19 protein-coding genes and 1 pseudogene are annotated in these 24,583 nt (G+C 73.9%); 12 read left to right on the top strand and 8 right to left on the bottom strand.

Annotated features, from left to right (window positions below; genetic code table 11):
• The first annotated feature begins 16 nt into the window (after positions 1-16).
• The 10 genes and pseudogenes from H297_RS43645 to H297_RS0108325 all read left to right on the top strand — a co-directional run bounded on the left by H297_RS43645 (position 17) and on the right by H297_RS0108325 (position 11,407).
• Positions 17-178 (top strand): hypothetical protein, encoded by a 162-nt coding sequence (locus H297_RS43645; protein WP_199787167.1) that lies wholly within the window; start codon positions 17-19, stop codon positions 176-178.
• Positions 179-295: 117 nt separating this feature from the next.
• Positions 296-1,648: a lanthionine synthetase LanC family protein gene (locus tag H297_RS35280; RefSeq protein ID WP_051351666.1), complete on the top strand. Its 1,353-nt coding sequence runs from the start codon at positions 296-298 to the stop codon at positions 1,646-1,648.
• A gap of 63 nt (positions 1,649-1,711) precedes the next feature.
• A complete protein-coding gene (locus H297_RS0108365; RefSeq protein ID WP_064744796.1) occupies positions 1,712-2,698 on the top strand; it encodes an urea transporter in 987 nt (328 codons plus the stop codon).
• 857 nt (positions 2,699-3,555) lie between these two features.
• On the top strand, positions 3,556-4,476 hold the full coding sequence (locus tag H297_RS0108360; RefSeq protein WP_027736665.1) for an NADP-dependent oxidoreductase: 921 nt from the start codon (positions 3,556-3,558) through the stop codon (positions 4,474-4,476).
• A 118-nt stretch (positions 4,477-4,594) separates the two neighbouring features.
• Entirely contained in the window at positions 4,595-5,191 is a 597-nt protein-coding gene (locus tag H297_RS0108355; protein ID WP_027736664.1) for a TetR/AcrR family transcriptional regulator, read from the top strand.
• 128 nt (positions 5,192-5,319) lie between these two features.
• Positions 5,320-7,644 (top strand): MMPL family transporter, encoded by a 2,325-nt coding sequence (locus tag H297_RS35275; RefSeq protein WP_078513847.1) that lies wholly within the window; start codon positions 5,320-5,322, stop codon positions 7,642-7,644.
• Positions 7,645-7,741: 97 nt separating this feature from the next.
• The gene (locus tag H297_RS40195) at positions 7,742-8,656 is read left to right on the top strand and encodes a hypothetical protein (protein ID WP_051351664.1); all 915 of its coding nucleotides are present in this window, start codon (positions 7,742-7,744) and stop codon (positions 8,654-8,656) included.
• A 159-nt stretch (positions 8,657-8,815) separates the two neighbouring features.
• Positions 8,816-9,668, top strand: a pseudogene (locus tag H297_RS35265) (IS982 family transposase).
• 64 nt (positions 9,669-9,732) lie between these two features.
• Positions 9,733-10,188, top strand: a complete 456-nt coding sequence (locus H297_RS0108330; protein ID WP_027736662.1) for a hypothetical protein — start codon at positions 9,733-9,735, stop codon at positions 10,186-10,188.
• 31 nt (positions 10,189-10,219) lie between these two features.
• Positions 10,220-11,407, top strand: a complete 1,188-nt coding sequence (locus H297_RS0108325; protein WP_027736661.1) for a glutathionylspermidine synthase family protein — start codon at positions 10,220-10,222, stop codon at positions 11,405-11,407.
• Positions 11,408-11,434: 27 nt separating this feature from the next.
• Here the strand turns inward: H297_RS0108325 and H297_RS0108320 are convergent, their stop codons facing one another.
• The 6 genes from H297_RS0108320 to H297_RS42640 form a co-directional block, all read right to left on the bottom strand.
• Positions 11,435-11,899: a PPOX class F420-dependent oxidoreductase gene (locus H297_RS0108320; protein WP_027736660.1), complete on the bottom strand. Its 465-nt coding sequence runs from the start codon at positions 11,897-11,899 to the stop codon at positions 11,435-11,437.
• Between the two features lie 69 nt (positions 11,900-11,968).
• Positions 11,969-12,886: a hypothetical protein gene (locus H297_RS0108315; RefSeq protein WP_027736659.1), complete on the bottom strand. Its 918-nt coding sequence runs from the start codon at positions 12,884-12,886 to the stop codon at positions 11,969-11,971.
• Between the two features lie 28 nt (positions 12,887-12,914).
• Complete coding sequence (locus H297_RS35260) at positions 12,915-15,401, bottom strand: SpoIIE family protein phosphatase (protein ID WP_051351663.1); 2,487 nt, start codon at positions 15,399-15,401, stop codon at positions 12,915-12,917.
• A 215-nt stretch (positions 15,402-15,616) separates the two neighbouring features.
• Positions 15,617-15,895, bottom strand: coding sequence for a hypothetical protein (locus tag H297_RS44090; protein ID WP_158693659.1), 279 nt, complete (start codon positions 15,893-15,895; stop codon positions 15,617-15,619).
• Positions 15,892-16,533, bottom strand: a complete 642-nt coding sequence (locus tag H297_RS42645) for an alkaline phosphatase family protein (RefSeq protein WP_051351661.1) — start codon at positions 16,531-16,533, stop codon at positions 15,892-15,894. Before H297_RS42645 ends, H297_RS44090 begins: the two co-directional genes overlap by 4 nt.
• Positions 16,521-16,712 (bottom strand): hypothetical protein, encoded by a 192-nt coding sequence (locus H297_RS42640; protein WP_051351660.1) that lies wholly within the window; start codon positions 16,710-16,712, stop codon positions 16,521-16,523. Before H297_RS42640 ends, H297_RS42645 begins: the two co-directional genes overlap by 13 nt.
• A gap of 308 nt (positions 16,713-17,020) precedes the next feature.
• Here H297_RS42640 and H297_RS0108300 point away from each other — a divergent pair, with 308 nt between their 5' ends.
• Together H297_RS0108300 and H297_RS0108295 are read left to right on the top strand one after the other, a co-directional pair.
• A complete protein-coding gene (locus tag H297_RS0108300) occupies positions 17,021-20,140 on the top strand; it encodes an endo-alpha-N-acetylgalactosaminidase family protein (protein WP_027736658.1) in 3,120 nt (1,039 codons plus the stop codon).
• A 131-nt stretch (positions 20,141-20,271) separates the two neighbouring features.
• The gene (locus tag H297_RS0108295) at positions 20,272-21,141 is read left to right on the top strand and encodes a helix-turn-helix domain-containing protein (RefSeq protein ID WP_037793514.1); all 870 of its coding nucleotides are present in this window, start codon (positions 20,272-20,274) and stop codon (positions 21,139-21,141) included.
• Between the two features lie 49 nt (positions 21,142-21,190).
• Here H297_RS0108295 and H297_RS0108290 read toward each other — a convergent pair whose 3' ends face one another.
• Positions 21,191-22,939, bottom strand: coding sequence for an adenine deaminase C-terminal domain-containing protein (locus H297_RS0108290; RefSeq protein WP_051351659.1), 1,749 nt, complete (start codon positions 22,937-22,939; stop codon positions 21,191-21,193).
• A gap of 35 nt (positions 22,940-22,974) precedes the next feature.
• A complete protein-coding gene (locus tag H297_RS35250) occupies positions 22,975-24,462 on the bottom strand; it encodes an NCS2 family permease (protein ID WP_486589448.1) in 1,488 nt (495 codons plus the stop codon).
• Between the last annotated feature and the right edge of the window lie 121 nt (positions 24,463-24,583).

Below are 24,583 nucleotides of genomic sequence, written 5' to 3'. Positions count from 1 at the left end.
AGAGAAGGAGACGCTCATGCCCGCGACGATCGAAGCACCCGAGGTCGACCTCGACAGCCTCATCGACGAGCTCGACACCCGGATCAGCTCGACGACGGAGCTGCCGGACGCCCGGATGGACACCGGCGGCTGCAGCGGCCTGTGCACGGTCCTCGTCTGCACCGTCATCGTCTGCTGACCCCTCCCCGAGAGGGATCCTCCACGGCGAGCGAGTCGTCCGGCGCCCTGACCGCCGGGCGGCTCGCTCGCCCCTCCCGGCAATGCCCGGTGACTGCTTCCCCGAAGGGGGTAGGACATGTCCCAGCAAGCTCTCACCCACGAGGCCGCGGCCCGGGCGCTGGCCCAGCGGCTGGCGGTCGCCGTCCTCGACGACTGGGCCGACCGGGCCGGACGGGCGGCAGCCCGGCGCCCCGGCGGCCTTGCGGCGCGGTCCACCGGCGCCGGCCCGCCCGCGGCCGACCATCCCGGCGACCCCGGCATCCCGGTCCTCGCCCACAGCGTGGCGTCCGGGGGCGACAGGCGGGCCGCGGCGGTCGCGGCCCGGGCCGCCGCTGTGTGGGCCCGCGGTGCCGGGCGGGGCCCGGGACATCGGGGGCTGTACGACGGCGGGCTCGCCGGGACCCTCGTCGGGCTGCGGCACTGCGCCGCGCTGCACCCGGCGCTGCACCCGGTCGCCGACCGGCTGCGGGACCGGCTGCTCGACCACCCCGCCCGCCCTCCCGCCGACGGCGCGGTGCGGCCCGGGGCGAGAGGGCGGCGCATGGACGTGCACGAGCGGTACGGGGCCGTCACCTTTCCCGACTACGACCTGATCCTCGGTCCCTCCGGTGTCCTCCTCGCGCTGACCGCCGACGGTCACGGGCCGTCGGGCACGCCCGAGGAGGCCGAGCACGGCGCGGGCGCGCGGGCGGCGTACGCGGCCCGTGCCCTGCGGCTCGCCGCCCTGTGCGACAGCCCCGGGCTGCCCGGGCTGCGCACCTCCTACTGCGGGCACCCGCTGCTGGGCTGGCTGCACGGGCGGATCAACACCGGTATGGGACACGGTGTCGCGGGCGTCACGGCCGCACTGAGCGCCGCCGTGCGGGAGTTGGGCCCGCGGCCGGAGCTGACGGCCGCGCTCGGGCACACCACCCGCTGGCTGATGCGGGAGTCCTTCGACGACGCACGGGACATCCGCACCTGGGCGGGGTGCGGACTGGAGGGCGCGGCCCGCCCACCGGGGGCGCACGCCCGCCAGGCGTGGTGCTACGGCACGCCCGGCGTCGCCTGGGCACTGTGGGACGCGGCCGACACGCTCGGCGATCCGGTGGGTGCCGCCTGGGCGGCGGCGGCCTTCCGGACGCTGGTGGACGGGTACCACGAGGGCTTCCACCTCTTCGGGGACCACCCGGGCGACCGGCTCGGGCTCTGCCACGGGGCGGCCGGGGTGCTGGCGGTCGCCGACGCGGTGAGCCGGCACGGCCGGGTGCCCGCCGCCGCGGAGCTCCGGGAGCGGATGCTGGCCCACTTCCTGGCGCACGAGCAGGAGTTGACGGCGCTCGCCGAGGAGCGGTGCGGGCTGCTGGGCGGCGCGAGCGGTGCCTTGGCCGCCGTCCTCACCGCGACGGGCGGCGACCGTACCTGGCTGCCCTGCCTCGGACTCCGCTGAGCGGTCCCCCCGGCGGCAGGGGCTGTCACCGGCGCGGACAACAGGTGCGTGTACGTTGCATCTATGAGCCGTTCCGGGCGACGCCCTCTCTCATGGGATCTGCCTGTGCCCGAGGTGGCGCGGCGGCAGCCGGTGCGCTTCGGATACGAAGTGCTGCGCGGCATCGCACAGGTGGACTTCATGCCGAACGCCGCATGCGGCCTCCTCTTCGTGGCCGCGCTGTTCGCCGCCGGGTGGGCCTACGGCCTTGCCGCACTGCTCGGCACCGTCCTGGGAACGGCCACTGCCTACGCGCTCGGCGTCGACCGGGACCGCACAGCTCAGGGCCTGGAGGGCTTCAACGGCTGCCTGGTGGCAGTGGCGTTCGCGGTCTTCCTCGGCCCCGGGTACGCCTCGACCTGGCTGATGGCGGCCGGGGGCGCGCTGGTGTCCGCGGTGCTCACCACCGCGTTGGCCAACCTGCTGCGCCCGTGGTCGCTGCCGACGTTCACGCTGCCGTTCTGTCTGGTGGCCAGCGTGGTGACGGTGGCGGCGCCCGGCTTCCGGCGGGTGTGGCACGCGGGGTCCTCCCTCTCGGCGCTGCCCCGCCCGGCGTCCGGTGACGCCTCGTTGGGGCTCGGGGACGCGGCACACGCCTTCTTCGCCAACGTCGGCCAGATCTTCCTGATGCCGCAGTGGTACGTGGGGCTGCTCTTCCTCGCCGGGATCTTCGTCGCCGACTGGTTCGCCGGGCTGACCGCCTGCCTGGGCAGCGCCGTCGGCACCGCGACCGCCTGGGCGTTGGGCGCACCCGCCGCGGACGTCGGCGCCGGGCTGCTGGGCTACAACGCGGTGCTGGTCGCGATGGCGCTGGGGGCCGTCTTCCTCCGGCGCGGGGCGGCCGCCGTGGGCTACGCGGCGGTGGGGGCGGTGGTCTCCACCGTGCTGACCGTCGCCGTCACCTCGTTCTTCGCCCCCTTCGGCGGGCACACCCTCACCTGGCCGTACATCCTGACGACCCTCTTCTTCCTGCTGGCCGTCCCCTCCTTCCCCCGCCTGCGCCGCACATGAGGTGCCGTCCCTGCCCGCGACACCGGCCCTCCCGCCCCCGGCCCGTGCCCCGGTTCCAGCGGCCGGTCAGGCGTTCCCGCGCCGCCGGGTGCGGCCCCGACGGCCGCCGCCGCGACCACCTGGTCCTGCCGCACCATGCCGGTGCTCCTGAAGACGCGCTGCCACTCCCGGTCCACCACGTGCTGTCCCCGGACCGCCTCGGCCGGCGGCACCAGTGACGCGCCCTCCCGCGCGGGCAGCACGAGGTCGCCCGCCTCCCGGAGCGCGGTCGCCACGTCCTCAGCTTCCACCGTGGCGTTCCGGACGGTGCGGGTGCCCGGTTCACGGGCGTCGGGGCTGTGGGAGCCCGGGCGGCGACCGGCAGGGCCGGGCCCCGTGCCGGGTTGCGGCGGTGCCGCGCGCCTGGGGGAGGAGCTGCGCGCAGGAATTGCGGGCGTGCCGCATGTCCGGTGGGTCGAGCCCCCGCTGGGCCGCAGTCGTGCCGCACGCACAGGGGCCGACGAGCTCCGCGCCGGGCTGCGGAGGTACCGCACGTCCGGTCGCGGACGAGCTCCGCGTCGGGTCGGGGGGGCGCCCGCCCGGTGTCCGGGCGGGGAGTACCGCACCCGGCTGCGGGCGTGCCGGGTCCCGGCTCGGGGCGAGCCCCCACCGGCGCGCGTGCCGCACGTGCGGCTCCGGACGGGACCGCACCGGGGCGTGCCCCGCCCGGTTCCGGAGGGCCCCGTAAGGCGGGAGCCGGGCCGGTGGTGCACTCGGCTGGTGGGTCACCTGCCGTCGTCCGGCCCCCTGGGGGCATGTCCGCGGGGCAGGCGGGGAAGACGGCGCCCGAGCCACCAGGAAGAAAGCAGGTGTTCGCCATGCCCGAGGCCATCGCCTTCGCCGCCTACGGAGGTCCCGACGTCCTTCAGCCCACCGACATCGACATCCCCGAGCCGGATCCCGCCCAGGTACGTGTCGCGGTGCGCGCCGCGGGGGTCAATCCGCTGGACTGGAAGATCCGCAGCGGTGCCATGGCAGCCGCCGTGCCCGTCGCGCTGCCGCACATCCCGGGCCTGGAGTTCGCGGGGACCGTCGAGGAGACGGGTGACGGTGTCAGCGGGCTGGCGGTGGGGGACGAGGTCTTCGGCCGGGCGCCGCAGGCCTACGCGTCGCTGCTGCTCGCCGACGCGAGCGAACTGCGCCTGCGGCCCGACGACCTGGATGTCCACCGGGCCGCCGGACTGCCCGTCGCCGCGGAGGCCGCCCACCGCGCCCTGGAGGAGCTGGGCGTCACGGCGGGGGAGACCGTGCTCGTCCATGGGGCGGGCGGTGCCGTGGGCGCGCTGGCCTCGCAGTTCGCCGTCGCACGCGGCGCCCGGGTCGTCGGTACGGCGGCCGGACGGGCGCACGAGCGGCTGTCGCGGCTGGGTGCCGTGCCCGTGGAGTACGGGGCCGGTTGGGCGGACCGCGTACGCGCCGTGGCACCGGACGGGGTCGCCGCCGTGCTGGACGCGGCCGGGGCGGATGTGCTGGCGGAGTCGGTACAGCTGGCGGGCGGCCCCGCGCGGGTGCTGACGCTGGCCGACCCGCGGGCCGAGGAGCACGGGGTGCGCTTCTCCTCGGGCGGCTCCGGCGCCGACCGTACGGGTGCGGCGCTCGACGAGGCCCTCGCCCTGCACCGGCGTGGGGCGCTCGACCTGCCGCTGCACGAGCCGGTCCCGCTCGCGGAGGCGGCGCGGGCCCACCGTGCGGGGGAGGCGGGCGGTCTGGACGGCAAGCTGGTGCTGACGGTGGGCTGAGAGAGCGTCTCGTACGGTACCGCTCAGCGAAACGTTTCGGTTTCGCTGAGCGGTACCGTAAGCTTGCCAGCGGTACGAAACCGTTTCGTACCGCTGGCGAGTCGCAGGAGGTGCGAGGATGACGTCCGTGGCATCGACCCGGCGCAGCAGAATCACCCCCGAGCGCGAGGCGGAGCTCTACGCAGCCGTGCTGGACCAGCTGCGTGAGGTGGGCTACGACGCGCTCACCATGGATGCCGTCGCCACCCGTACGCACTCCAGCAAGGCCACTCTCTACCGGCAGTGGGGCAGCAAGGCCGAGCTCGTCGCGCGGGCCCTCCGGCACGGGAAGCCCGGGGCGTCGTGCCTGGTCGTCGACACCGGCACCCTGCGCGGGGATCTGCTGGAGACCACCGTGCGGGCCTTCGACGACAGCCGGATCGCCCAGGACGCCGCGCTGATGCGCGGTGTGGGCCGCGCCGCCCACGACAACCCCGACCTGCTGAAGGCGCTGCGCCAACTGCTCATCGAACCCAGCGTCGCCGACCTGCGCATGCTGCTGGACCGGGCCGTGGAACGGGGCGAGATCCGGGCGGACAACCCCGCTCTCGACCTCCTGCCGCACATGTTCCTCGGTGCGCTGGTGAGCGGCGAGCTGATCGACGGCCGGCCGGTGACCCAGAAGTTCCTCATCGACTACCTCGACGCCGTGATGCTGCCCGCACTCCGCGCCTGAGTCGAACGCCTTCGCCCCCACCGGCCCCACCGACTCTTCCTCCTCGGTCCTCCCTCGGGCCCCGTGCGCCCAGCGATGCGCGTACCGCGGTGCCCCAGGTGCCCCTCACCACAACAGGAGTTCCACCCGTGGCAACCTTCCTCTCCCGTCTGGGGCGGCTCGCCTTCCGGCGGCGCGGCATCGTCGCGCTGCTGTGGGTGGCGTTGCTCGCGATAGCCGGAGCGGGCGCCGCCAGTGCGCCGCCCGCTGCCTCGACCTCGTTCTCGATCCCGGGCACCGAGGCGCAGCACGCCTTCGACCTGCTCGACCAGCGCTTCCCCGGCGCCAACGCCGACGGCGCCACCGCACGCGTCGTCTTCGAGGCACCGCACGGTGAGAAGATCACCGACCCGGAGCACAAGGCCGACGTGCAGCACGCCGTCGCCGACCTGAAGTCCGGCTCCGACCAGGTGGCCGGGGTCGTCGACCCGTTCGCCGGAAAGGCCGTCAGCAAGGACGGCGGGACGGCCTACATCTCCGTCAACTACAAGGTCAGTTCGATGGAGCTGACCGACGACACCCGCGACGCGCTGGAGAAGACGGGCGAGAAGGCGCGGGACAGCGGCATGACGGTGGAGATCGGCGGTGACGCGCTGAGCACCATCCCGACGACGGGCGCCGGCGAGGTCATCGGCGTGGTGGTCGCCGCCGTCGTCCTGGTCGTCACCTTCGGTTCGCTGGTCGCCGCGGGGCTGCCGCTGCTGACCGCGCTCATCGGCGTCGGCATCGGCGTCTCCACCATCACCGCGCTCGCCAGCGCGATGGACCTGGGCTCCACCACCTCGATCCTGGCCATGATGATCGGCCTGGCGGTCGGTATCGACTACGCGCTGTTCGTCGTCTCCCGCTACCGGGCCGAACTCGCCGAGGGCCGCGAGCGGGAGGAGGCCGCCGGGCGGGCCGTGGGAACGGCGGGCTCCGCGGTGGTCTTCGCCGGGCTGACCGTCGTCATCGCACTGGTCGGGCTGGCCGTCGTCAACATTCCGATGCTCACCAAGATGGGCGTCGCCGCGGCCGGTACCGTCGCCATCGCCGTGCTGGTCGCCCTCACCCTGATCCCCGCGCTGCTGGGCTTCGCCGGCAGGCGGATCGTCGGCCGCAAGGCACGCAAGGCGGGCCGGGCGGGGGAGCCGGTCCAGGGCGGCGCACCCGGCACGGACGCGGAGCCGCAGCAGTCCGCGACCCCGGCGAAGGAGCCGGCGGGCACCCGCTGGGCGCGGTTCGTCCAGCGGCGGCCGGTCGCCGTGCTGCTGGCCGGCGTGGTGGGTCTGGGCGTGGTCGCCCTGCCGGCCACCTCCCTCGAACTCGGCCTGCCCGACGACGGGTCGAAGCCGACGGACACCACCCAGCGCAAGGCCTACGACCTGCTGTCGGACGGCTTCGGCCCCGGCTTCAACGGCCCGCTGATGACCGTCGTGGACGCCCGGGGCAGCGACGACCCGAAGGCCGCCGTCGACCACACCGTGCGGGAGCTCTCCCGGCTGGACGGCATCACCACCCTGGCGAAGCCGCAGTTCAACAAGGCAGGCGACACGGCGATGGTCACCGTCGTGCCCGACTCGCACCCGTCCTCCACGCAGACCCAGGACCTGGTGCACGACATCCGCGACACCGGCGCCGAACTCGGCCCCAAGACGGGCGCCGACGTCCTGGTCACCGGGTCGACCGCGATGAACATCGACGTGTCGCAGAAGCTCAACGACGCCCTGCTGCCGTACCTGGCGCTCGTCGTGGGACTGGCGTTCCTGCTGCTGATGGTGGTCTTCCGCTCCGTGCTCGTGCCGCTGAAGGCCGCGCTGGGCTTCCTGCTGTCCGTCGTCGCCGCGCTCGGCGCCGTGGTCGCGGTCTTCCAGTGGGGCTGGCTCGGCGGGCTGTTCGGCGTGGAGCAGACCGGCCCGGTCATGTCGATGATGCCCATCTTCATGGTGGGCGTGGTCTTCGGTCTCGCGATGGACTACGAGGTCTTCCTGGTGACCCGGATGCGGGAGGCCTACGCCCACGGGGAGTCGCCACGGGAGGCCGTGGTGACCGGGTTCCGGCACGGCGCACGGGTCGTCACCGCGGCAGCCGTCATCATGATCGCCGTCTTCTCCGGGTTCATCGGCTCCAGCGACTCCATGGTGAAGATGATCGGATTCGGCCTCGCCGTCGCCGTCTTCTTCGACGCCTTCGTCGTCCGCATGGCTCTGGTGCCCGCGGTCCTCTACCTGCTGGACCGGCGCGCCTGGTGGCTGCCCCGTTGGCTGGCGAGGATCCTGCCCACCGTCGACGTCGAGGGTGACAGGCTGCGCGCTCACGAGGCCGGCGGTGCCACCCGCGAGGAGGCCGGTGACGGCGCCGGCGCTGCCGCACTGCCCGGCCCGAGCGGCGCACCGGTCCAGGACGACGGGACGGAGCCGGCCGCCAGGCGGTGAACGGAGCGCGTTGCGCGGCGCGGCCCACGGGGGGCGGAATCAGGGCGGAGCCGCCCGATTCCGCCCCCGGGTGCGCCGGGCGGGAAATGATGGCCCCATGGATGTGGCCGTGCTCGTTCTCCGGTACGTCGAAGCCGTCGTCTGGCCGGTGGTGACGCTCGTGGTGGCCTGGTGCCTGCGCGGATACCTGCGGGAGGCGTTCGGGCGGATGACGCGGATCGAAACCCCGGCGGGCGCGATCGAGTTCGAGGCGGAGGCGCGGCATGTGCGCGAGCGCGCCGAGGAGATGGGGCAGCCACCCCCGATCCCGTACGGCCAGGTCCTGCCGCGCCCCGGCCCCTACGGGAGGGTGCCGCCCGCCGGCCCCTACGGGAGGGTGCCGGAGTCGCGTCCGGCGGCGGAGCCGAGTCGGCAGGCCCCGACCCCCTATCCCGCCGACACCTGCCCCGCACCGCCCCGGCAGACTTCGCCGCCGTACCCGGCCTCGCCCCCTTACCCGCGCCCGTTCCCCGATGGTCCGGCTCCCGCCGGTACCGGTCCCGGCATGCCGGCTCCGGACGGCCCCGGCCCGCAAGGCCCGGCCCCCGGCGGCCCGGTCGCCCAGGATGCGGACTCCGGCCCGTGGGGGGCGCCGCCGGGGGATGCGGGCCCCGCCGCGCCCGCCCCCCGCGCCGCCGAGGCGGAGTTCCGTGATTCCTGGGAGGTCGTCGAGGCCTCGCCGCTCGGGGCGCTGGTGTCGGCCTGGGCCACGCTGACCGCGGCGCTGGACGCGGAGCTGCCTCCGCTGCCGCAGGCGGCACCCGCTGCGTGGGCCGGGTGCCGGGCGTCCGGACTGCTGCCGCGGCTGCGGTCGGCCGGTGCGTCGGCGGCACTCGTCACCGTCTACGAGCAGCTGCGCAGGCTGCGGGGCGTGGCGGTCGACGACGGGGCTCCCGTCAGTACGAGCGCCGCACGGCACTTCGTCACCAGCTGCGAGCGCATCCTCGCCCAAGTGCGGGGACAGCGGCCGTAGCGGCCGCAGGGAACGGCGGCCAGGGGCGTGCGCCTGCGCCGTGAGCGCACACACTAGACGAGTCGTTCCGAATGCTGACGGTGTGTCCGGGAACGTGGCCGGGGCGTGCAAGATCGTTGTGTGACGAACGACCTGGACGCCCTGTTGATGGCACTGTAGGTGAAGATCGACGACGGGATCGGGGGTACCCGATGGCTTGGCCGACTGCCGCGGCTGACGGATTCCGCGCTGGTCACCCTTGCCGTTGCGCTGGCTCTGCCGGGCTTCTCCTCGGAGTCGCGCTGGCTGCGGTTCGTGGACTCCCGGCTGGGAGCGATGTTTCCGTACGTACCCAGGCAGCCGGGGTGGAACAAGCGGCTGAGGGCCGCCTTGCCGCTGGTCAAGAAGGCGATAAGGATACTGGCCGCCGATAGGGACTTCTGGTTCGGCAACCACTGGATCATCGACTCCACGCCGGTGGAGTGCGGCCGCTCACGTCCGACGGTGAAGCGGTCGGACATGGCCGACTGGCCGGATTCGGGTACTGCGCCTCGCACTCCCGGTTCTTCTGGGGTCTGGCCTGTACCTGGTGTGCGCGCCGACTGGAATGCCCATGCTGTGGGCACTGGCGAACCCGAAGACGGACGAGCGGGAAGTGCTGTCCGCGATGCTGGAGCGCGAGCCGCACCTGGCCACGGACCGTCCAAGCCTGCTGGTGATCGCGGACGAGGGCTTCGCCTCCATGGAGTTGGAGGCCGACCTGGCCCTGCGGGGCGCGCAGTTGCTGCGTCCTTCGTTCAAGCGCGAGAAGAAGCGCAAGGGCGAGGGTCTCCTGAAGCCGGTGCGGCAACTGATCGAGTCGGTCAACGACACCCTCAAAGGCCAGCTCGTCCTGGAACAGCACGGCGGCCGGACCTTCGAAGGTGTCGCCGTCCGCATCGCCCAGCGCATCCTCGCGATGACTGCCGCGATCTGGCACAACCACAAGACCGGCCAGCCCGTCACACGATCCCTGATCGCTTACGACCACTGATCACATCGGAATGACTCGTCTAAGGTGTGCGCGTCGATCCGCTCCGTCGTACGCAGGGGGACCCGTGAGCACCACACCCGAGATACCCGTCACCGCAGCGGCAACGGCGAGCGGCGGGAGCGGCAAGCGGCGGAGGCTGCGCTCCTCGACCGTGGTGCTCGGCAGCATGGGGGCCCTGGCGGTGGCGCTGTCCGGCTACACCTCGGAACCCGACAAGCGCTGCGTGGATCCCGACAGCTACGACGCCGTGCGCGGCTACCGTGTGCTGCCGCCGTCCCGGTGCGAGACCGGCGGCACCGGGACGGCGGCCCGCCCCGCGAGCTTCCCTGCCGCGGCGGCCGGTGCTCGCGAGGGGCGGCAGGCCGAAGGGGCGGACAGCGCCTGGTACTTCGGCGGCCACGCGCGTGAGGGCCACGCCGGGGGCGGCACCTTCGTCCACACCGCCGCCGTCGAGCGGGCCGGCTTCGGCTGCGACGACGATGACGACGGCTACGGCAGCGGAGGCGGGTACGGCGGCTGAGCCGCGCGAGGGCTCACGACGAGAGACAGCCATGGAACGCCACACCCTCACACCTCGTCCGGGCTGGCAGCAGACCGTCGAGGAACAGGGCTGCATCTACCCGTTGACGCGCTACCCCGACGGTTCGCTGCGCCCCTACTGGGACGAGAGCGCCTACTACTCCTTCACCCTCCCCGAGGTCGAGGCCCTCGAAGAGGTCGTGGAGGAGCTGCACGAGATGTGCCTGCGGGCCGCCGCGTTCATCGTGCGGGAGAACCGCTTCGCGGACCTGGGCCTCACCGACCCCGCCCTGGTCGACCGGGTCGCCGAGGCCTGGCGGCGGCGCGACGAGGTGCCCAGCCTCTACGGCAGGTTCGACCTGCGCCACGACGGACGGGGCGGCCCCGCGAAGCTCCTGGAGTACAACGCGGACACCCCCACGTCGCTGGTGGAGGCGGCCTCTGCACAGTGGTTCTGGATGGAGGAGCGCTTCCCCGGCGCCGACCAGTGGAACTCGCTGCACGAGCGGCTCGTCGAGGTGTGGAAGAAGCAGGCGGCGCTGCTGCCGCCGGGCGCGCCCGTGCACTTCGCCCACTCGGCCCGCGACGAGCTGGGCGAGGACCTGATGACCGTCGCCTACCTCCAGGAGACCGCCGAGCAGGCCGGCCTGGAGACCGTCGCGATCCCGGTGGAGGAGATCGGCTGGGACCGGCTCTCGGGCCGGTTCGTCGACCAGCGGCTGAAGTTCGTCCGCGCCTGCTTCAAGCTCTACCCGTGGGAGTGGCTGGCCTCCGACCGGTTCGGCCGGCACGTGCTGGAGACCCTCGACAACGGGGGCGGCACGGGCACCACCCTGTGGATCGAGCCCGCATGGAAGATGCTGCTGTCCAACAAGGCGCTGCTGGCGATCCTGTGGGAGCTGTTCCCCGGGCACCCCAACCTGGTGCCCGCCTACCTGGACGGGCCACGGGAGCTGGCGGACACGACCGGCTGGGCCGCCAAGCCGCTGCTCGGCCGCGAGGGCGCCGGTGTCACCCTGCACGAGCCCGGCACCGCGCCGTCGGTGCGGGACGAGCCGTGCTGCTACCAGGCGCTGTGCCCGCTGCCCGAGTTCGACGGCAACCGCACGGTGCTCGGCACCTGGGTCGTCGACGGCGAGGCCGCAGGGCTGGGCATCCGGGAGTCGGCTGGGCCGGTCACCGACGAGTACGCGCGTTTCGTGCCCCACCTCATCCGCTGACGGGGCACCGCCCGCGCGGTCGGTCCCTCAGCCGGCGAGGCGGGCGGGGAAGCCGCCGGTGGCGATCGGGCCCCAGCGGCGCGGGGTCACCCGGATCAGCGACTTGCCCTGCTTGTGCATGGCCGCGCGGTACTCGTCCCAGTCCGGGTGCTCCCCCGAGACCGCCCGGAAGTACTCGACCAGCGGCTCCAGGGCCTCGGGCATGTCCAGCACCTCGGCCTCGCCGTCGACCTGCACCCACGGACCGTTCCACTCGTCCGACAGCACCAGGACGCTCACCTCGGCGGAGCGCCGGGCGTTGTGCGTCTTGGCGCGGTCCGGGTACGTCGAGACGACGATCCGTCCCGCGGGGTCCACGCCGCAGGTGAGCGGCGACGCCTGCGGCGCACCGTCCGCGCGCCGCGTCAGCAGGATCGCCCGGTGTCGGGGGCGTACGAACTCCAGCAGTGCGTCGAGGTCGACCCGCGTGGTGGTGGCAACGGAAGGACTCATACTCCGAACCTACGCCATGCGGACTCCGGGTGCGGCGTACCGTACGGCCTCGGACGGCCGCGCCGGCGCTCAGGTGTCACACGCCCACACGGCGCCGCACAGGGCACACCGTGCCCGTACCCGGCCGCGTACCGGCACCCGCAGCCGCACCCGGCAGGTGGGGCAGGGGAAGGAGACCCGCGGCCCCGCCTCCCCGCCGGTCTCGAAGACGTACCCGGCGCCGGAGGCGGAGCCGCCGGATGCGCCCGCCCCGGCCGTCCGCGCCAGCGCGTGCCGCTTCTCGCGTACGTAGCGCCGCCGCTCCCACCAAGGCGCTGCCGCCAACGGAGGTACCGCCTCCTCGCGTGCGGCGGTCTCGCGCCCGCGCACATACGCCTCGTACGCCTGTGGGCTGGTGAACCAGACGGCGGGATCCTCGTCGAACAGCCGGGCGCGCTTGGCCAGTACGTAGCCGAACTCCTCCGGGGTGAGGTAGCCGAGCTTCTGCGAGGTGAGGGAGTCCTGGCGGAAGGCGTCCAGCAGCAGCCACCCGGCGCCGAGGTAGGTGGTGGCGGTGTCGGTGAGGATCTCGTTGGCACCGGTGCCGGGGAAGGCGAGGCCCAGCCGGTGCAGCCACACGTGGGTGACCTCGTGGGCCAGGGCGGCGCCGATGTCGCGGCGGTGCTGCTTGAAGCGGCTGTTGAGCTCCACGAAGTACTCCGGCCCGGCTGTCAGCTCGACGTTCGCGGCGTGCGCCATGTCGCGGAAGGCGACGATGACGCGCGCCTCGGGCAGCCGCAGGTGCCGCACCATGACACCGGCGATGCGCTGCACCCCGGGATAGAGGTCGTCCGCGTCGGCGAAGGCGACGTCACCGGGGGCGACGCTCGGGTCGAAGCCGCGCACACCGTCCGTGGACAGCCGCCGGTGGAGTGCCGTGATCGCCTCGCGCACCGTCTCCAGGTGCGGAAAGCCCCGCTCCACAGGGTCGGCCGCCGAACCACCCATCCCAGCACCCCCAGCGCGTGGCCTCCGGTCACGATAACGCGAGCGGCGCGCCGCCGGCCGGGCCCCGGGCCGGCTCCTGTTCCGTCCAGATCGTCTTGCCGCGGTCGCCGTAGCGGCTGCCCCAGCGGTGGGCGAGCTGGGCGACGAGGAACAGGCCCCGGCCGCCCTCGTCGGTGGTCAGGGCGCGGCGCAGCCTGGGCTGGGTGTTGCTGGGGTCGGTGACCTCGCACACCAGGACGTGGTCGCGGATCAGGCGCAGCCCCACGGGCCCGCCCGCGTAGCGGATGGCGTTGGTGACCAGCTCGCTGACGATCAGCTCGGTGGTGAACGACTCCTCCACCAGCCCCCAGGCCGCCAGTTGGGCGCTCACGTCCTCGCGGGCCGCCTGGACGGCGGCCGGATCGGCAGGGTACTCCCACGAGGCGGTGTCGCTCTCGGGCACGGCACGGGTGCGGGCGAGCAGGACGGTCACGTCGTCGTCGGGGTGTTCCGCGCTGGGGTGCCGGCGGATCAGCTCGGCGCTGATGTGGTCGAGAGGGGCGGGGCCGGTCGGGCGGTGGCCGCGGGAGGAGCTGCACAGCTGCTCCAGGTCCTCCCGCAGCCGGACCATGCCCGCCTCCGGATCGTGGCCGACCAGCCCGTCGGTGTACAGGGCGAGCACACTGCCCGGCGGCAGCCGCACGCTGGTCACCTCGAACGGGTTGTCGCCCACGCCCAGCAGCGGACCCGGCGTCAGCTCCAGGAAGCTCACGGTGCCGTCGGGCAGCACCAGCGCGGGCGGCGGGTGCCCCGCACTGGCCAGCTTGCACTCCTGGCTGACCGGGTCGTACACGGCGAACAGACAGGAGGCGCCCACGCTGTCGGGCTGGTCGGCCTCCGCCTTCATCCGCTGCACGAGGTCGTCCAGACAGGTCAGCAGCTCCTCCGGGGGCAGGTCGAGATCCGCGAGGGTCTGCACGGCGGTACGCGCCCGGGCCATGGTCGTCGTCGCCTGCAGACCGTGCCCGATGACGTCACCGACGACGAGCGCGATCCGCAGCGACGAGAGCGGCAGCGCGTCGAACCAGTCGCCGCCCACGCTCGCGCTGCCGCTGGCCGGCAGGTAGGACCCGGCGGTCTCCGCCGCGGAGCTCTCGGTGGACGCCGGCGGAAGAAGGCTGCGCTGCAGCACGAGCGCGGTGCGGTGCTCGCGCGTGTACCGGAAGGCGTTGTCCAGCGCCCCGGCCGTGCGGTGGCACATGTCCTGGACGAACCGCACGTCCTCGTACTCGAACGGCCGCGGGTCCCGGGTACGGAACACCTGCACGTAGCCGAAGAGGCGGCCGCCGTGGTACAGCGGGCAGCCGACCGAGTCGCGCAGCCCCTCGGGCACCAGGCGGGCGATCAGCTCGGGGTCGTGGCCCAGGATGCGCCGCGCCGCGTCCGAGCCCGCCACCAGTGCCTCCCCTACGACCATGCCCGCGACCTCCGGGACCTCCGGCGTCACCGGCACCGCCTCGCCCACCTGCACCAGCGGCTCGGGCCACTGCCCGTCCGCGGCCTTCACCGCGACCCGGCGGGCCGCCGCGGCCTCCTGCCCCGGGTAGCCGAGCGGCGGATCGCGGCCCTGCAGTACGGCGTCGGGGAAGTCGACACAGGCCAGGTCGCCGAGGTCGGGGACCAGTACCTCGGCCAGATCGCGGGCGCTGTGCACCACGTCGAGCGAGGAACCCAGGTTGAAGGCGCGCTCGTAGGCCTGGCCGAGGCGGCGCCGGGCGCGCTGCCGCCGGGTCACCTCCCGCGCCGTGACCAGGACGCCGAGGGGGTCTCCGAGCGGGCCCTCCAGCCGCAGGCACGTCAGGTGGAGGGCGAGCTCGGAGCCGGGCGGCCCCATGCTGTACTCCGCCGCGGCGACCACGGTCCCGGTCTCGGCGACCTGCGCCATGGCCTCCCGGGCGACGCCGTCCCCCTCGGCGCTGGGCAGCCTCAGCAGCCAGTCGTCCTCCGCCCCCTCCGGCCGCAGCTCCTCGAAGGCGGCGTTGGCCCGCACCGGGCGCAGGTCCATGTCGAACTGGGCCACCGGAGCCCGGTCCTGCTCCAGCAGGGCGCGGGCCACCACGGGGCCGGACGGCAGACCGCTGGCGGGCTCCGCGGACACGGCGACCACCAGCGTCCCGGGTGCCCCGTCCGCCGTCAGCAGCCGGACGTCCGCGGTGACCAGCCGTCCCGAGCTGTGGCGCAGCCGCATCCGCCGCGGCCGGCCCTCCCACGGGGCGTCCGCGGCCCCGCCCTCCCGGTTGCCGCCGCTGCCCCGGGACGGCCGTGGTGGCGCCGGGGCGCCCCCGGGAGCGACCAGGTCCCGCCCGGGTTTCCCGAGCACCTCGGCACCCCGCCGGCCCAGCAGCTCACCGGCGGCCCTGGACCACCAGGACACCCGTCCGTCCTCGTCCAGCAGCGCGGCAGCCACCCCGTCGAAGCAGTCGGAGCCAGCGAGGCCGCGACTGTCGTCCAGGGAGTCCTGGGCGGGAGGCTCCACGTCCCTCCTTCGCGGTCGGCCGGGCGCGGGCAGTCGAACACCGGGAACACCGGGCACACCGGGCACACCGGGGAACGCCGAGGAAAGCGTCTCCCAGCAGCATGCACCCCCGCGGGCCGCCCGGCACCTCCAGCCCTTCCCGGGCAGCCGTCGGTCCCCGCCCGGGTACGCGCCCGGAGGGGGCGGCGGCTGCAGAGCGCCGGTGGCGAAGGGGGTCAGTAGCGGATGCAGGCCGAGCGCAGATCGGTGGAGAAGTCCCACACGTCCGGCGAGCACTGCGGGGCGCCGAGCTGGGAGGCTTTCGCCCCCATGTGCGGCAGGTGCGCGTAGCGCTCCACCGCCTCCTGGCGGTCGGCGACCACCTCGGTCCCGTCGAGGGCGCGCAGCGCCTCGGCGACGGCCGCACGGTCGGCGCCCTGCGGCAGGTGGACGCTGGCGAAGGAGCCCAGCGCGCCGTGGTGCACCGTGCACGGGTCGGTGATCGGCAGGATCACCCGCACCCCCTCGGCGTCGGCGTCCGGCCCAGCGCGCGGCGCACCTTCTCCTCGACGTAGACGATGCGCGGGGTGCCGTCGGCATCGGTCTTCGCGCTCATGCCGTGGTCGGCGGTCAGGGCGACGACCGCGCCCAGTTCGCCGAGTCGGGCGGCGTAGTGGTCGATCATCTCGTAGGAGGCGTCGGCCGTCTCGGTGCCCGGCGCGTGCTGGTGCTGGATGTGGTCCGTCAACGGCAGGTACATCAGGTCGGCACCGCGACAGCGGCTTGCCGACCAGATCGAGGACGCCGCTGATGCCGTTGGCCTCCTCGGTGGCCTCGTCGGCTTCTGGGCGGAGAAGCAGACGCCGCGCCGCCGGGGCGCCTCGAACCGTGCGGAGCCGTCGAGGGCGGGCCCGCCCTCGACCAGCCCGGCACCCAGCAGCCTGCGCAGCTTGTCCTTGGCGGTCACCACCACGTCCAGCGCAGCGTCGTTCGCCGCCGCGAAGAGGGTGGGGGCGCGCAGGAACCGCTTGTCGTTCATCAGCACCTCCTCACCGGTCCCGGTGTCGATGAGGTAGTTGCCGCTGATGCCGTGCAGCCGCGGCGGGTGCCCCGTGGCGATGGAGACGTTGTTCGGGTTGGTCAGGGCAGGCATGGCGCAGTCGCGGGCCAGGAGGTGCCGCCGTTCGCCAGGACCTTGCTCAGCCACGGCATCCGGCCCGCCGCGGCGGCCAGCAGGTGGTAGTCCGGTTCGCTGCCGTCGATGCAGATGACGACGGGGCTGCCCGGCATCGTGTACGACCGGTCGTTGACCGTGAAGGTCCGAGGTGTCACGCGGGGCTCCTCGTGTTGTTCCGGCGAGCGGCTGGGTCACAGGACGTTTCCCGGGACGCTTTCCGAGACGTCACGAGCCTGTCCCCGGGCCGCGCCGCCAGGAACCCCCGTTTTGGTTATCACGCTCATAGCCCCAGGTCAGGGCGGGCGCGCCCGGTCGTCCGCGGCCCGTCCTGCCGCGCCCTCGGAGTGGCAGGACGGGCCGGAAATCCAACAACCCCCCGCGCTTGTCCATGGGCAAGCCCGTACGGCCTCGCCAAAGGTGGGGCCGCGAAGGCCGGTGGCGGAAGCGAGTGGAGGACGAGACCATGACGAGCTCACGAGAGGGTGCGGGCGTCACCCGCAGGTCGGTGATGGCGGCCGGCACGGTGGCGGGGGCCGGCACCGTGCTCGGCGCCCCCGGGGTCGCCACCGGGCAGGCGTACGCGGACGCGAAGGCGCCCCGCGCGACGCACACCCTGCGCACCCCCGAGCTGGAGGTGACCGTCGACGCGGCCTTCCCCCGCATCGTCGGCTACACCGACCGGGAGACCCGCGCCACGCTGCACGCCCAGCCCGACCCCGTCGGCACCCTGGTGGTCGACGGTGTCGAGCACACCCCGAAGGCCGTCGGCAGACCGGGCGGCGACAGCCGCATCACCTACACCCTCACGCTGGGCAGCGGCACCGAACTCACCGTCCGGATCGAGGCGGAGGGCCGGCAGGTCCACTGGCGCGTCACCCGCATCCGGGAGGCGTCCGGCGGCGCCGTGGGCACCCTGCAACTGCCCGGTCTGGCCTTCCTGTCGGTGCGCTCCGACCAGCGTCCCGCTCCCGCCTTGTACGCGGCCCGCGTCGAGTTGGACAAGGACAGCAGCGGCGACACCCTCGTCGAGCTGACCGACCGGAGTGACACCGACGCCGAGCCGGTGGGCTGCGCGTACGCCGTCGTGGCCACGGGGGAGCTCGCCGCGGCGATCGAGACGAACACCGTTTGGGACAAGCCGTCCGAGACCAAGGGCGCCGAGTGGGACAACGGGCGGCTGTGGCGGCAGACGGTGGCGGTGGGCGACGCCCGCTGCGCCCGGCTCACCTGCGGCCAGTGGACCTACCGTGCCGCCACCGCGAAGCCGGACCAGACCGAGCCGCTGCCGTGGGTGACGGTCGTCGTCACCCGCGACCGCAACGGGGACGGGAAGGCCGACTGGCAGGACGCGGCCGTCGCGATGCGCGACATCATGGTCGAGCCGCGCGGCGCCGACGAGCAGCACCTGCGGGTCGTGCCGCACATCCCGTTCAACTTCGCCAGCCAGGCAACCAACCCGTTCCTGACCACCCTCGACCAGGTCAAGCGCATCCACCTGGCCACCGACGGGCTGCGCCAGTTCGCCCTGCTGAAGGGCTACCAGTCCGAGGGGCACGACTCGGCGCACCCCGACTACGCGGGCAACTACAACGAGCGCGCGGGCGGCCTCGCCGACCTCAACACGCTGCTGCGCAAGGGAAGGAGCTGGAACGCGGACTTCGCGGTGCACATCAACGTCACCGAGTCCTACCCGGTCGCGCACGCCTTCAGCGACAAGCTCGTCGACAAGAGCGACGAACAGTGGGACTGGCTCGACCAGTCCTACCGCATCGACCAGCGCCGCGACCTGGTCTCCGGCGACATCGTCAGGCGCCTGAAGAACCTGCGTGAGGACACCGACAAGGGACTGACCTCCCTCTACATCGACGTCTTCCGCGAGTCCGGATGGACCTCGGACCGGCTCCAGGCCGCCTTCCGCGCACAGGGCTGGAACGTGGCCACCGAGTGGGGGCACGGCTTCGAACGCTCCGCGCTGTGGTCGCACTGGGCGACCGAGACCGACTACGGAGCCGACAGCTCGCGCGGCATCAACTCCCGCCTCATCCGCTTCGTACGCAACCACCAGAAGGACGTCTTCGCCGACAAGTGGCCCACCCTGCTGGGCGCGGCCCGTATGGGCAACTACGAGGGCTGGCGCGGCAAGACCGACTGGCACGACTTCTACGAGCTGATCTGGACGCACAGCCTGCCCGCCAAGTACCTCCAGGCCAGGCCCATCAGCACCTGGACCGAGCACGAGATCACCTTCGAGGGCGGCGGGCACGCCGGGGCCACCTCCGTCACCGACACCGACGGCAGGCGCCGCATCACCACCGACGGCCGGCGGGTCTACGACGACGGGGCCTACCTGCTGCCGTGGGAGCCGCGCAGGGCGACCGACCCGGCGAAGCTGTACCACTACAACCCCGCGGGCGGCCGCACCACCTGGGAGCTGCCCAGCGGCTGGCGGCGCACCCGCACGGTGTACGCCTACCCGCTCGGCGCCCAGGGCCGCGGCAAGCCGGTCGAGGTCGCCGTCTCGGGCGGCCGGGTCACCCTTGCCGCCGAGGCCGGACAGCCCTACGTCGTGTACGGCAGGCTCGCACCGGCGCAGCCCGACCCGCACTGGGGCGAGGGCACCCCGCTGGCCGACCCGGGTTTCCACTCGGCGGGGCTGGCGGACTGGACCGTCGAGGGAGCAGCGAGCGTCGAGGTCAGCCGACTGGGCGACCCCGAGCTCGTGCTGGCCGCGGGGGACGCCGTCTCTGTCGCCCAACGGCTCCGCCGGCTGAAGGCGGGCACCTACGCCGCGTCCGTGCAGGTGCAGGTCGGCTCCGAGGCGGGGGACAGGCGCCGCGCCGCGCTCAGCGTGCGTACCGCCGACGGCGTCACCGCGGAGAACTGGACCGAGACCTCCACCGCCACCAACCAGGTCGCGTCCGACCTCAAGCAGGGCACCCGCTTCCAGCGGATGACGACCTGGTTCACGGTGCCCGAAGGCGGCGGCCCGGTCACGCTCGCCCTCACGGCGGGGAAGGGCGAGGTGCCGGTCCGCTTCGACCACGTCCGCGTCGTGCCCGGCACCCCCGCGCGGCGCCGCGGCGCCCTCGTGCACGAGGACTTCGAGCACGTGCCGCAGGGCTGGGGCCCGTTCGTCAAGGGCGACGCGGGCGGCGCCACCGACCCGCGCACCCATATCGCCCAGCGGCACGCGCCGTACACCCAGCGCGGCTGGAACGGCAAGGAGATCGACGACGTGATCGACGGCGGCCAGTCCCTCAAGTCCCGTGGCGAGAACACCGGCGTGGTCTACCGCACCGTCGAGCACACCGTCCGCTTCGAGCCGGGGAAGACCTACCGCGTCTCCTTCCGGTACGAGAACGAGAAGGCCGGGCAGTACGCGTGGGTCACCGCGGTGGACTCCCCGAAGGCCAAGGAGCTGACGCGCCGGCCGCTGCCCGCCGCCACCCGGCCGACCTCCCACAGCTACGAGTTCACCGCGCCGAAGGACGGTCAGGCGTGGGTCGGTCTGCGCAAGGTGGGCGACGACGGCAAGGCCGAGTTCGCCCTCGACGCCTTCACCGTCACCGAGGTGACCGACTGAGGGATGAGTCCTCGACCGGTTCCGCGCCGCGGGCTTCCGACCGGTGACCGGCCCGGGGCGATCACCGTACGCTGCTCCCTGACCGAGTGAGGGGAGCGCGTGCGGTGGCCGAGCACCGGTACCAGTCCTGGATGCGGTACTTCACCCCCGGGCCCGTGCACCACCGCCTCGGCCTGGTCTGCCTCGGGGTCGGCATGCAGCACGGGGCGCTGCCCCCGGTCGGTCCCCGCACTCTCGACCACCACGTGGCCGTCGTCGTCAGCGCCGGGCGCGGCTGGTGCGAGGACACCCAGGGCCACCGGCACGAGGTGGTGGGGCCGGCGCTGCTGTGGATCACCCCCGGGATACCGCACCACTTCGGCGCCGACCCGGTGGAGGGCTGGGACGAGAGCTTCGTCGACTTCACCGGCTCCGCCGTCACCGCCTACACCGAGCTGGGCTGCATCCAGCCGGACCGCCCCCTCGTCCCGCTCACCGACGCGGGCCCGGCCCGTGCCGCCGTCGCCCGGGTCGCCCGCGCGGCCCGCCCCGGCAACCCGCTGCTGGAGATCGAGGCGGCCGCTGCCGTCCACGAACTCCTCGTCGCGCTGCGCCGCGCCCGTGCCGACACCACCGCCGACGGCGCCCCCGTCCTCGAAGCCCTGGCCCGCGACGCGTTCCTGCCGCTCTCGGTGGCCGAGCACGCCGCCCGGCACGGGATGACCGCCGCCGAACTGCGGACCGCCGTCCGCCGCAGCGCCGGGTGCAGCCCCAAGGACTACCTGCTGGGCATCCGGCTGGGCCGGGCCAAGGAACTGCTGGCCGGCACCGATCTGCCCGTCTCCACCGTCGCCCGCCGCGTCGGCTACGACGATCCGGCGTACTTCTCCCGCCTGTTCACCCGGCGGGTGGGCACGCCTCCGGTGCAGTTCCGCGCCACCCAGTCCCGCACCGTCCCCGGTGGTTACGCCTCCAGCATCCCGGACCCGGACCACCCGCCGATGCTGCCGACGTACCGCTGAGACCCACCGCCGCCGACGGGCCGTCGGCCGGCCGGTGAGGCGGGGCGGGTCAGACCGTGGCGGAGACCGGAGCCCGGCGGGCGACGTCCACCAGGAACCGGTCGGTGATCTTCAGGCTGGGGGAGACGGCCAGCGTGAGGGTCGAGACGCTCATGAACGGGTTGAGGTGGAGCCAGCCCCACTCCTCCAGCGCGGTACGGACCGACCGCGCCGCGGCGGCGACCTCGGCGGGCGCCGCGCCGGACATCACCCCGCCCACCGGCAGGGGCAGCCGCGCCGCGACCGCGCTGTCGCCGCGCACCACGCTCACCCCGCCGTCGTCGGCCACGACCTGCGCGGCAGCCGCCGCCATCGCCGGGCGGGAGGTGCCCACCGTGAGCAGGTTGTGGCTGTCGTGCGCGTACGTGGTGGCCACCGCACCCGGTGCCAGGTCCGGGCCGAGCAGCGGAGCGAAGACCGTGCCCGCACGCCCGTAGCGGTTGTGCACCCGCACCAGCGCCGTGCGGCCCTCCCACCGCACCTCGCCGTCCACGACCGGCAGTTCGACCTGCTCGGCCTCGGTGTAGGTGTCCTTCGGGTTGGTCCGCAGGGCGCGGAAGGTGTGCTGCCCGTCGGGCAGGTCGACCCGCCAGCGGAAGTCCTCCGCGGTGGGCGCGGCAACCCGCACGCTGCCCGCCAGCGCGCCGCCGCCCCCCGCGGGCCGGCCCTCGCCGGGCTGCGGCGCGGGAACGCCGTCGCGTGCCACCACGCGCCCGCCCGCCAGCACCACCGCCGGGTCGAAGTCCTCCAGCGGGCCGCGCAGCAGTACCAGGTCGGCGCGCTTGCCCGGCGCCACCACCCCCCGGTCAGGCAGCCGCAGCCGCTGCGCCGGCGTCCAGGTCATCGCCCGCAGCGCCGCCAGGGCGGGCAGCCCGGCCCGTACCGCCGTCCGGCCGATGTGGTCCAGGTGCCCGGTGTGCACGATGTGGTCGGCGGCCAGGTCGTCCGTCACCAGGCACAGCGGCGGCAGTTGGGGCAGCGCCAGCAGCGCCTCCACCACCTCGGGCAGCAGGCACTTCTCCTGGAGCATCATCAGCATGCCCAGCCGGGCCTTCTCCAGGAGCACCTCGGTGCGGTTCTTGGTGTGGTCGGAGTCGATGCCCTGCGCCATGTAGGTGCTCAGCTCGGCCCCGCTGAGGTTGGGGCAGTGCCCGTCCAGCAGTGCGTCCGCCTCGCGGGCCGCCCCGACGATCGCGCGCATCCGCTCCTCGCCGCCGACCACCGCGCGGTAGTCCATCACCTCGCCGAGTGCGATCACACCGGGCCAGGCGAGCATCTCTGCGACGTCCCCGGCGCCCAGGTCGGCCCCCGCGTGCTCCAGCCCGCGGACGGCCGGCACGCAGGAGGGCACGCCCCACAACTGCGTCTGTGCGGTGGTGCGGCCCTCCTCGATCATCCACCGCATGGCCTGCGCGCCCGCGACGTTGACGATCTCGTGCGGGTCGGCGAGCACCGTGGTGGTGCCGCGGGCCAGAGTGAGGGAGGCGAACGTGCTGGGCGTCAGGAACGAGCTCTCGATGTGCATGTGGGCGTCCACGAAACCGGGCACCACCAGCAGCCCGGTGGCGTCCAGATGGGCGCGGGCCTCGGCGGCGGTGCCGGGCGGCACCACCCCGGTGACCGTCTCGCCGGTCACCAGGACGTCCGCGGCGAACTCCTCGCCGGTGAACGTCGAGACGACGGTGCCGCCGCTGATCCGCAGATCGTGCGGGGCGCCCCCGTCAGCGGGGGAGGGGTGCTGCGGGCTGTGCTGGGTCATGGTGGTGTGCGTCCTTCCGGTGTGCGCCCAGGTCCCTAGGGGACCAGCGTGAAGAAGTAGTAGCCGAGCGGGATCATCACGACCCACAGCCCCCACGGGACCTCCCGCACGCGGCCCGCCGCCGTCTTCACCAGGACGTGCGCGGCCAGCCCGACGGCGATGCCGGTGCCGAAGTTCCCGAAGAAGACGGTGGTGGCGACCAGCAGGGCGGCGGGCAGCGCGGTCGTCGGCTCGGAGAAGTCCACGTTGCGCAGGGACTTGAGCATGGTCAGCCCGATGTACATCAGCACCGGGGCGGTCGCCGCCGAGGGGATCAGCGTGGCGAACGGGGTGACCAGCAGCAGGGCGGCGAACCCGCCCGCGGCCACCACCGAGGACAGCCCTGTCCGCCCGCCGCTGTCCGCGCCCGCCGAGGACTCCAGGTACGCGGTCATGCTCGGTGCGCCCAGGCCCGCACCGCCGACGACGGCGGCGGAGTCGACGTAGAAGGGGCGCCGCATACGGGGCAGGTTGCCGTCTGCGTCGAGCAGCCCGGCACGCCCCGAGACGGCCAGCAGGGTGCCCGTCATCGAGAAGAACTCCGAGACGAAGAAGGCGAAGATGTAGGGGAAGTACTCGGGCTTGAGCGCGCCGAGCACATCGACGTGGAAGACGACGGCCGAGGGGTTGTCGGGCGCGCCGAAGAGGTGGTCGGGCACCTCGGTGACGCCGGCGGGGACGCCGGCGAGGGTCACCGCCGCCATGGTGATCAGGAACGCACCCGGCACCTTGCGCGAGGAGAGCGCGGTGAGCAGCACCAGTCCGCCGAGCGCGAGCAGCGCCGGGGCCTGGGACAGGTCGCCCAGGGCCAGGCTGTCGCTGTCCGGCTTCGCGACGACCAGGCCGCTGTCGCGGAAGCCGAGCAGGGCGATGTAGAGGCCCAGCCCCGCGCTGATCGCGTGCTTCAGGTCGAGCGGCATCAGGCGGGTGAGCAGGTCCCGGATGCCGAAGACGGTCAGCAGCCCGAAGGCCACCCCCGACCACAGCACCATGCCCAGCGCCGCGTCCCAGGGCACGTGGTTCTGTCCCACCAGGGTCACCGCGACCAGGGCGACCCCGCCGAGGCCCGGCGCGAGGACGAACGGCAGGTTGGCGGCCAGCCCCATGCCGAGCGTGGCCAGCACCACGGCCAGCAGGACCGCCGTGGTCACCGGCCCGTGCGGCATCCCGGCCTTGGCGAGCTGGCCGGGGATCACGACGGCGGCGTAGGCGGTGGCCACGAACATCGACAGCCCCGCCAGCACTTCGGTGCGCGGGGTGCTGCCCCGTTCCCGGATCCGGAACCAGCGCTCCCACCGCGCCTCGCCGGCCGATCCGTCCTCGCCGGTCGACTGCGGCTCGGCGGGCTCCTGCGCCCCGGTGGGCGGCGCCGCAGGCCCGGTTGCGGTGCCGGTGGAAGGCTCGGCGGCGGGGCCGGTACGGGTGGCGCTGCCGGCGGGTGGTGCGGCGCCGGCCGGCGGGGGCGTCTCGTCGGTGGGGGACATCGCTACCTCGGCGGGTGGGAGAGGGCCGCGGGCGGCGGCGGAGAGGGCGTGCGGAACAGGTGGGAGAGGTCGGTGGTGCGGGGTCGGTACCTTCTCGCTGCAACCGGTTCATGCAACCGGT

Source organism: Streptomyces sp. CNT360, from assembly GCF_000424785.1.
The sequence above is the reverse complement of the archived record's forward strand: the minus strand, read 5'-3'. Positions and strand labels throughout refer to the sequence as shown.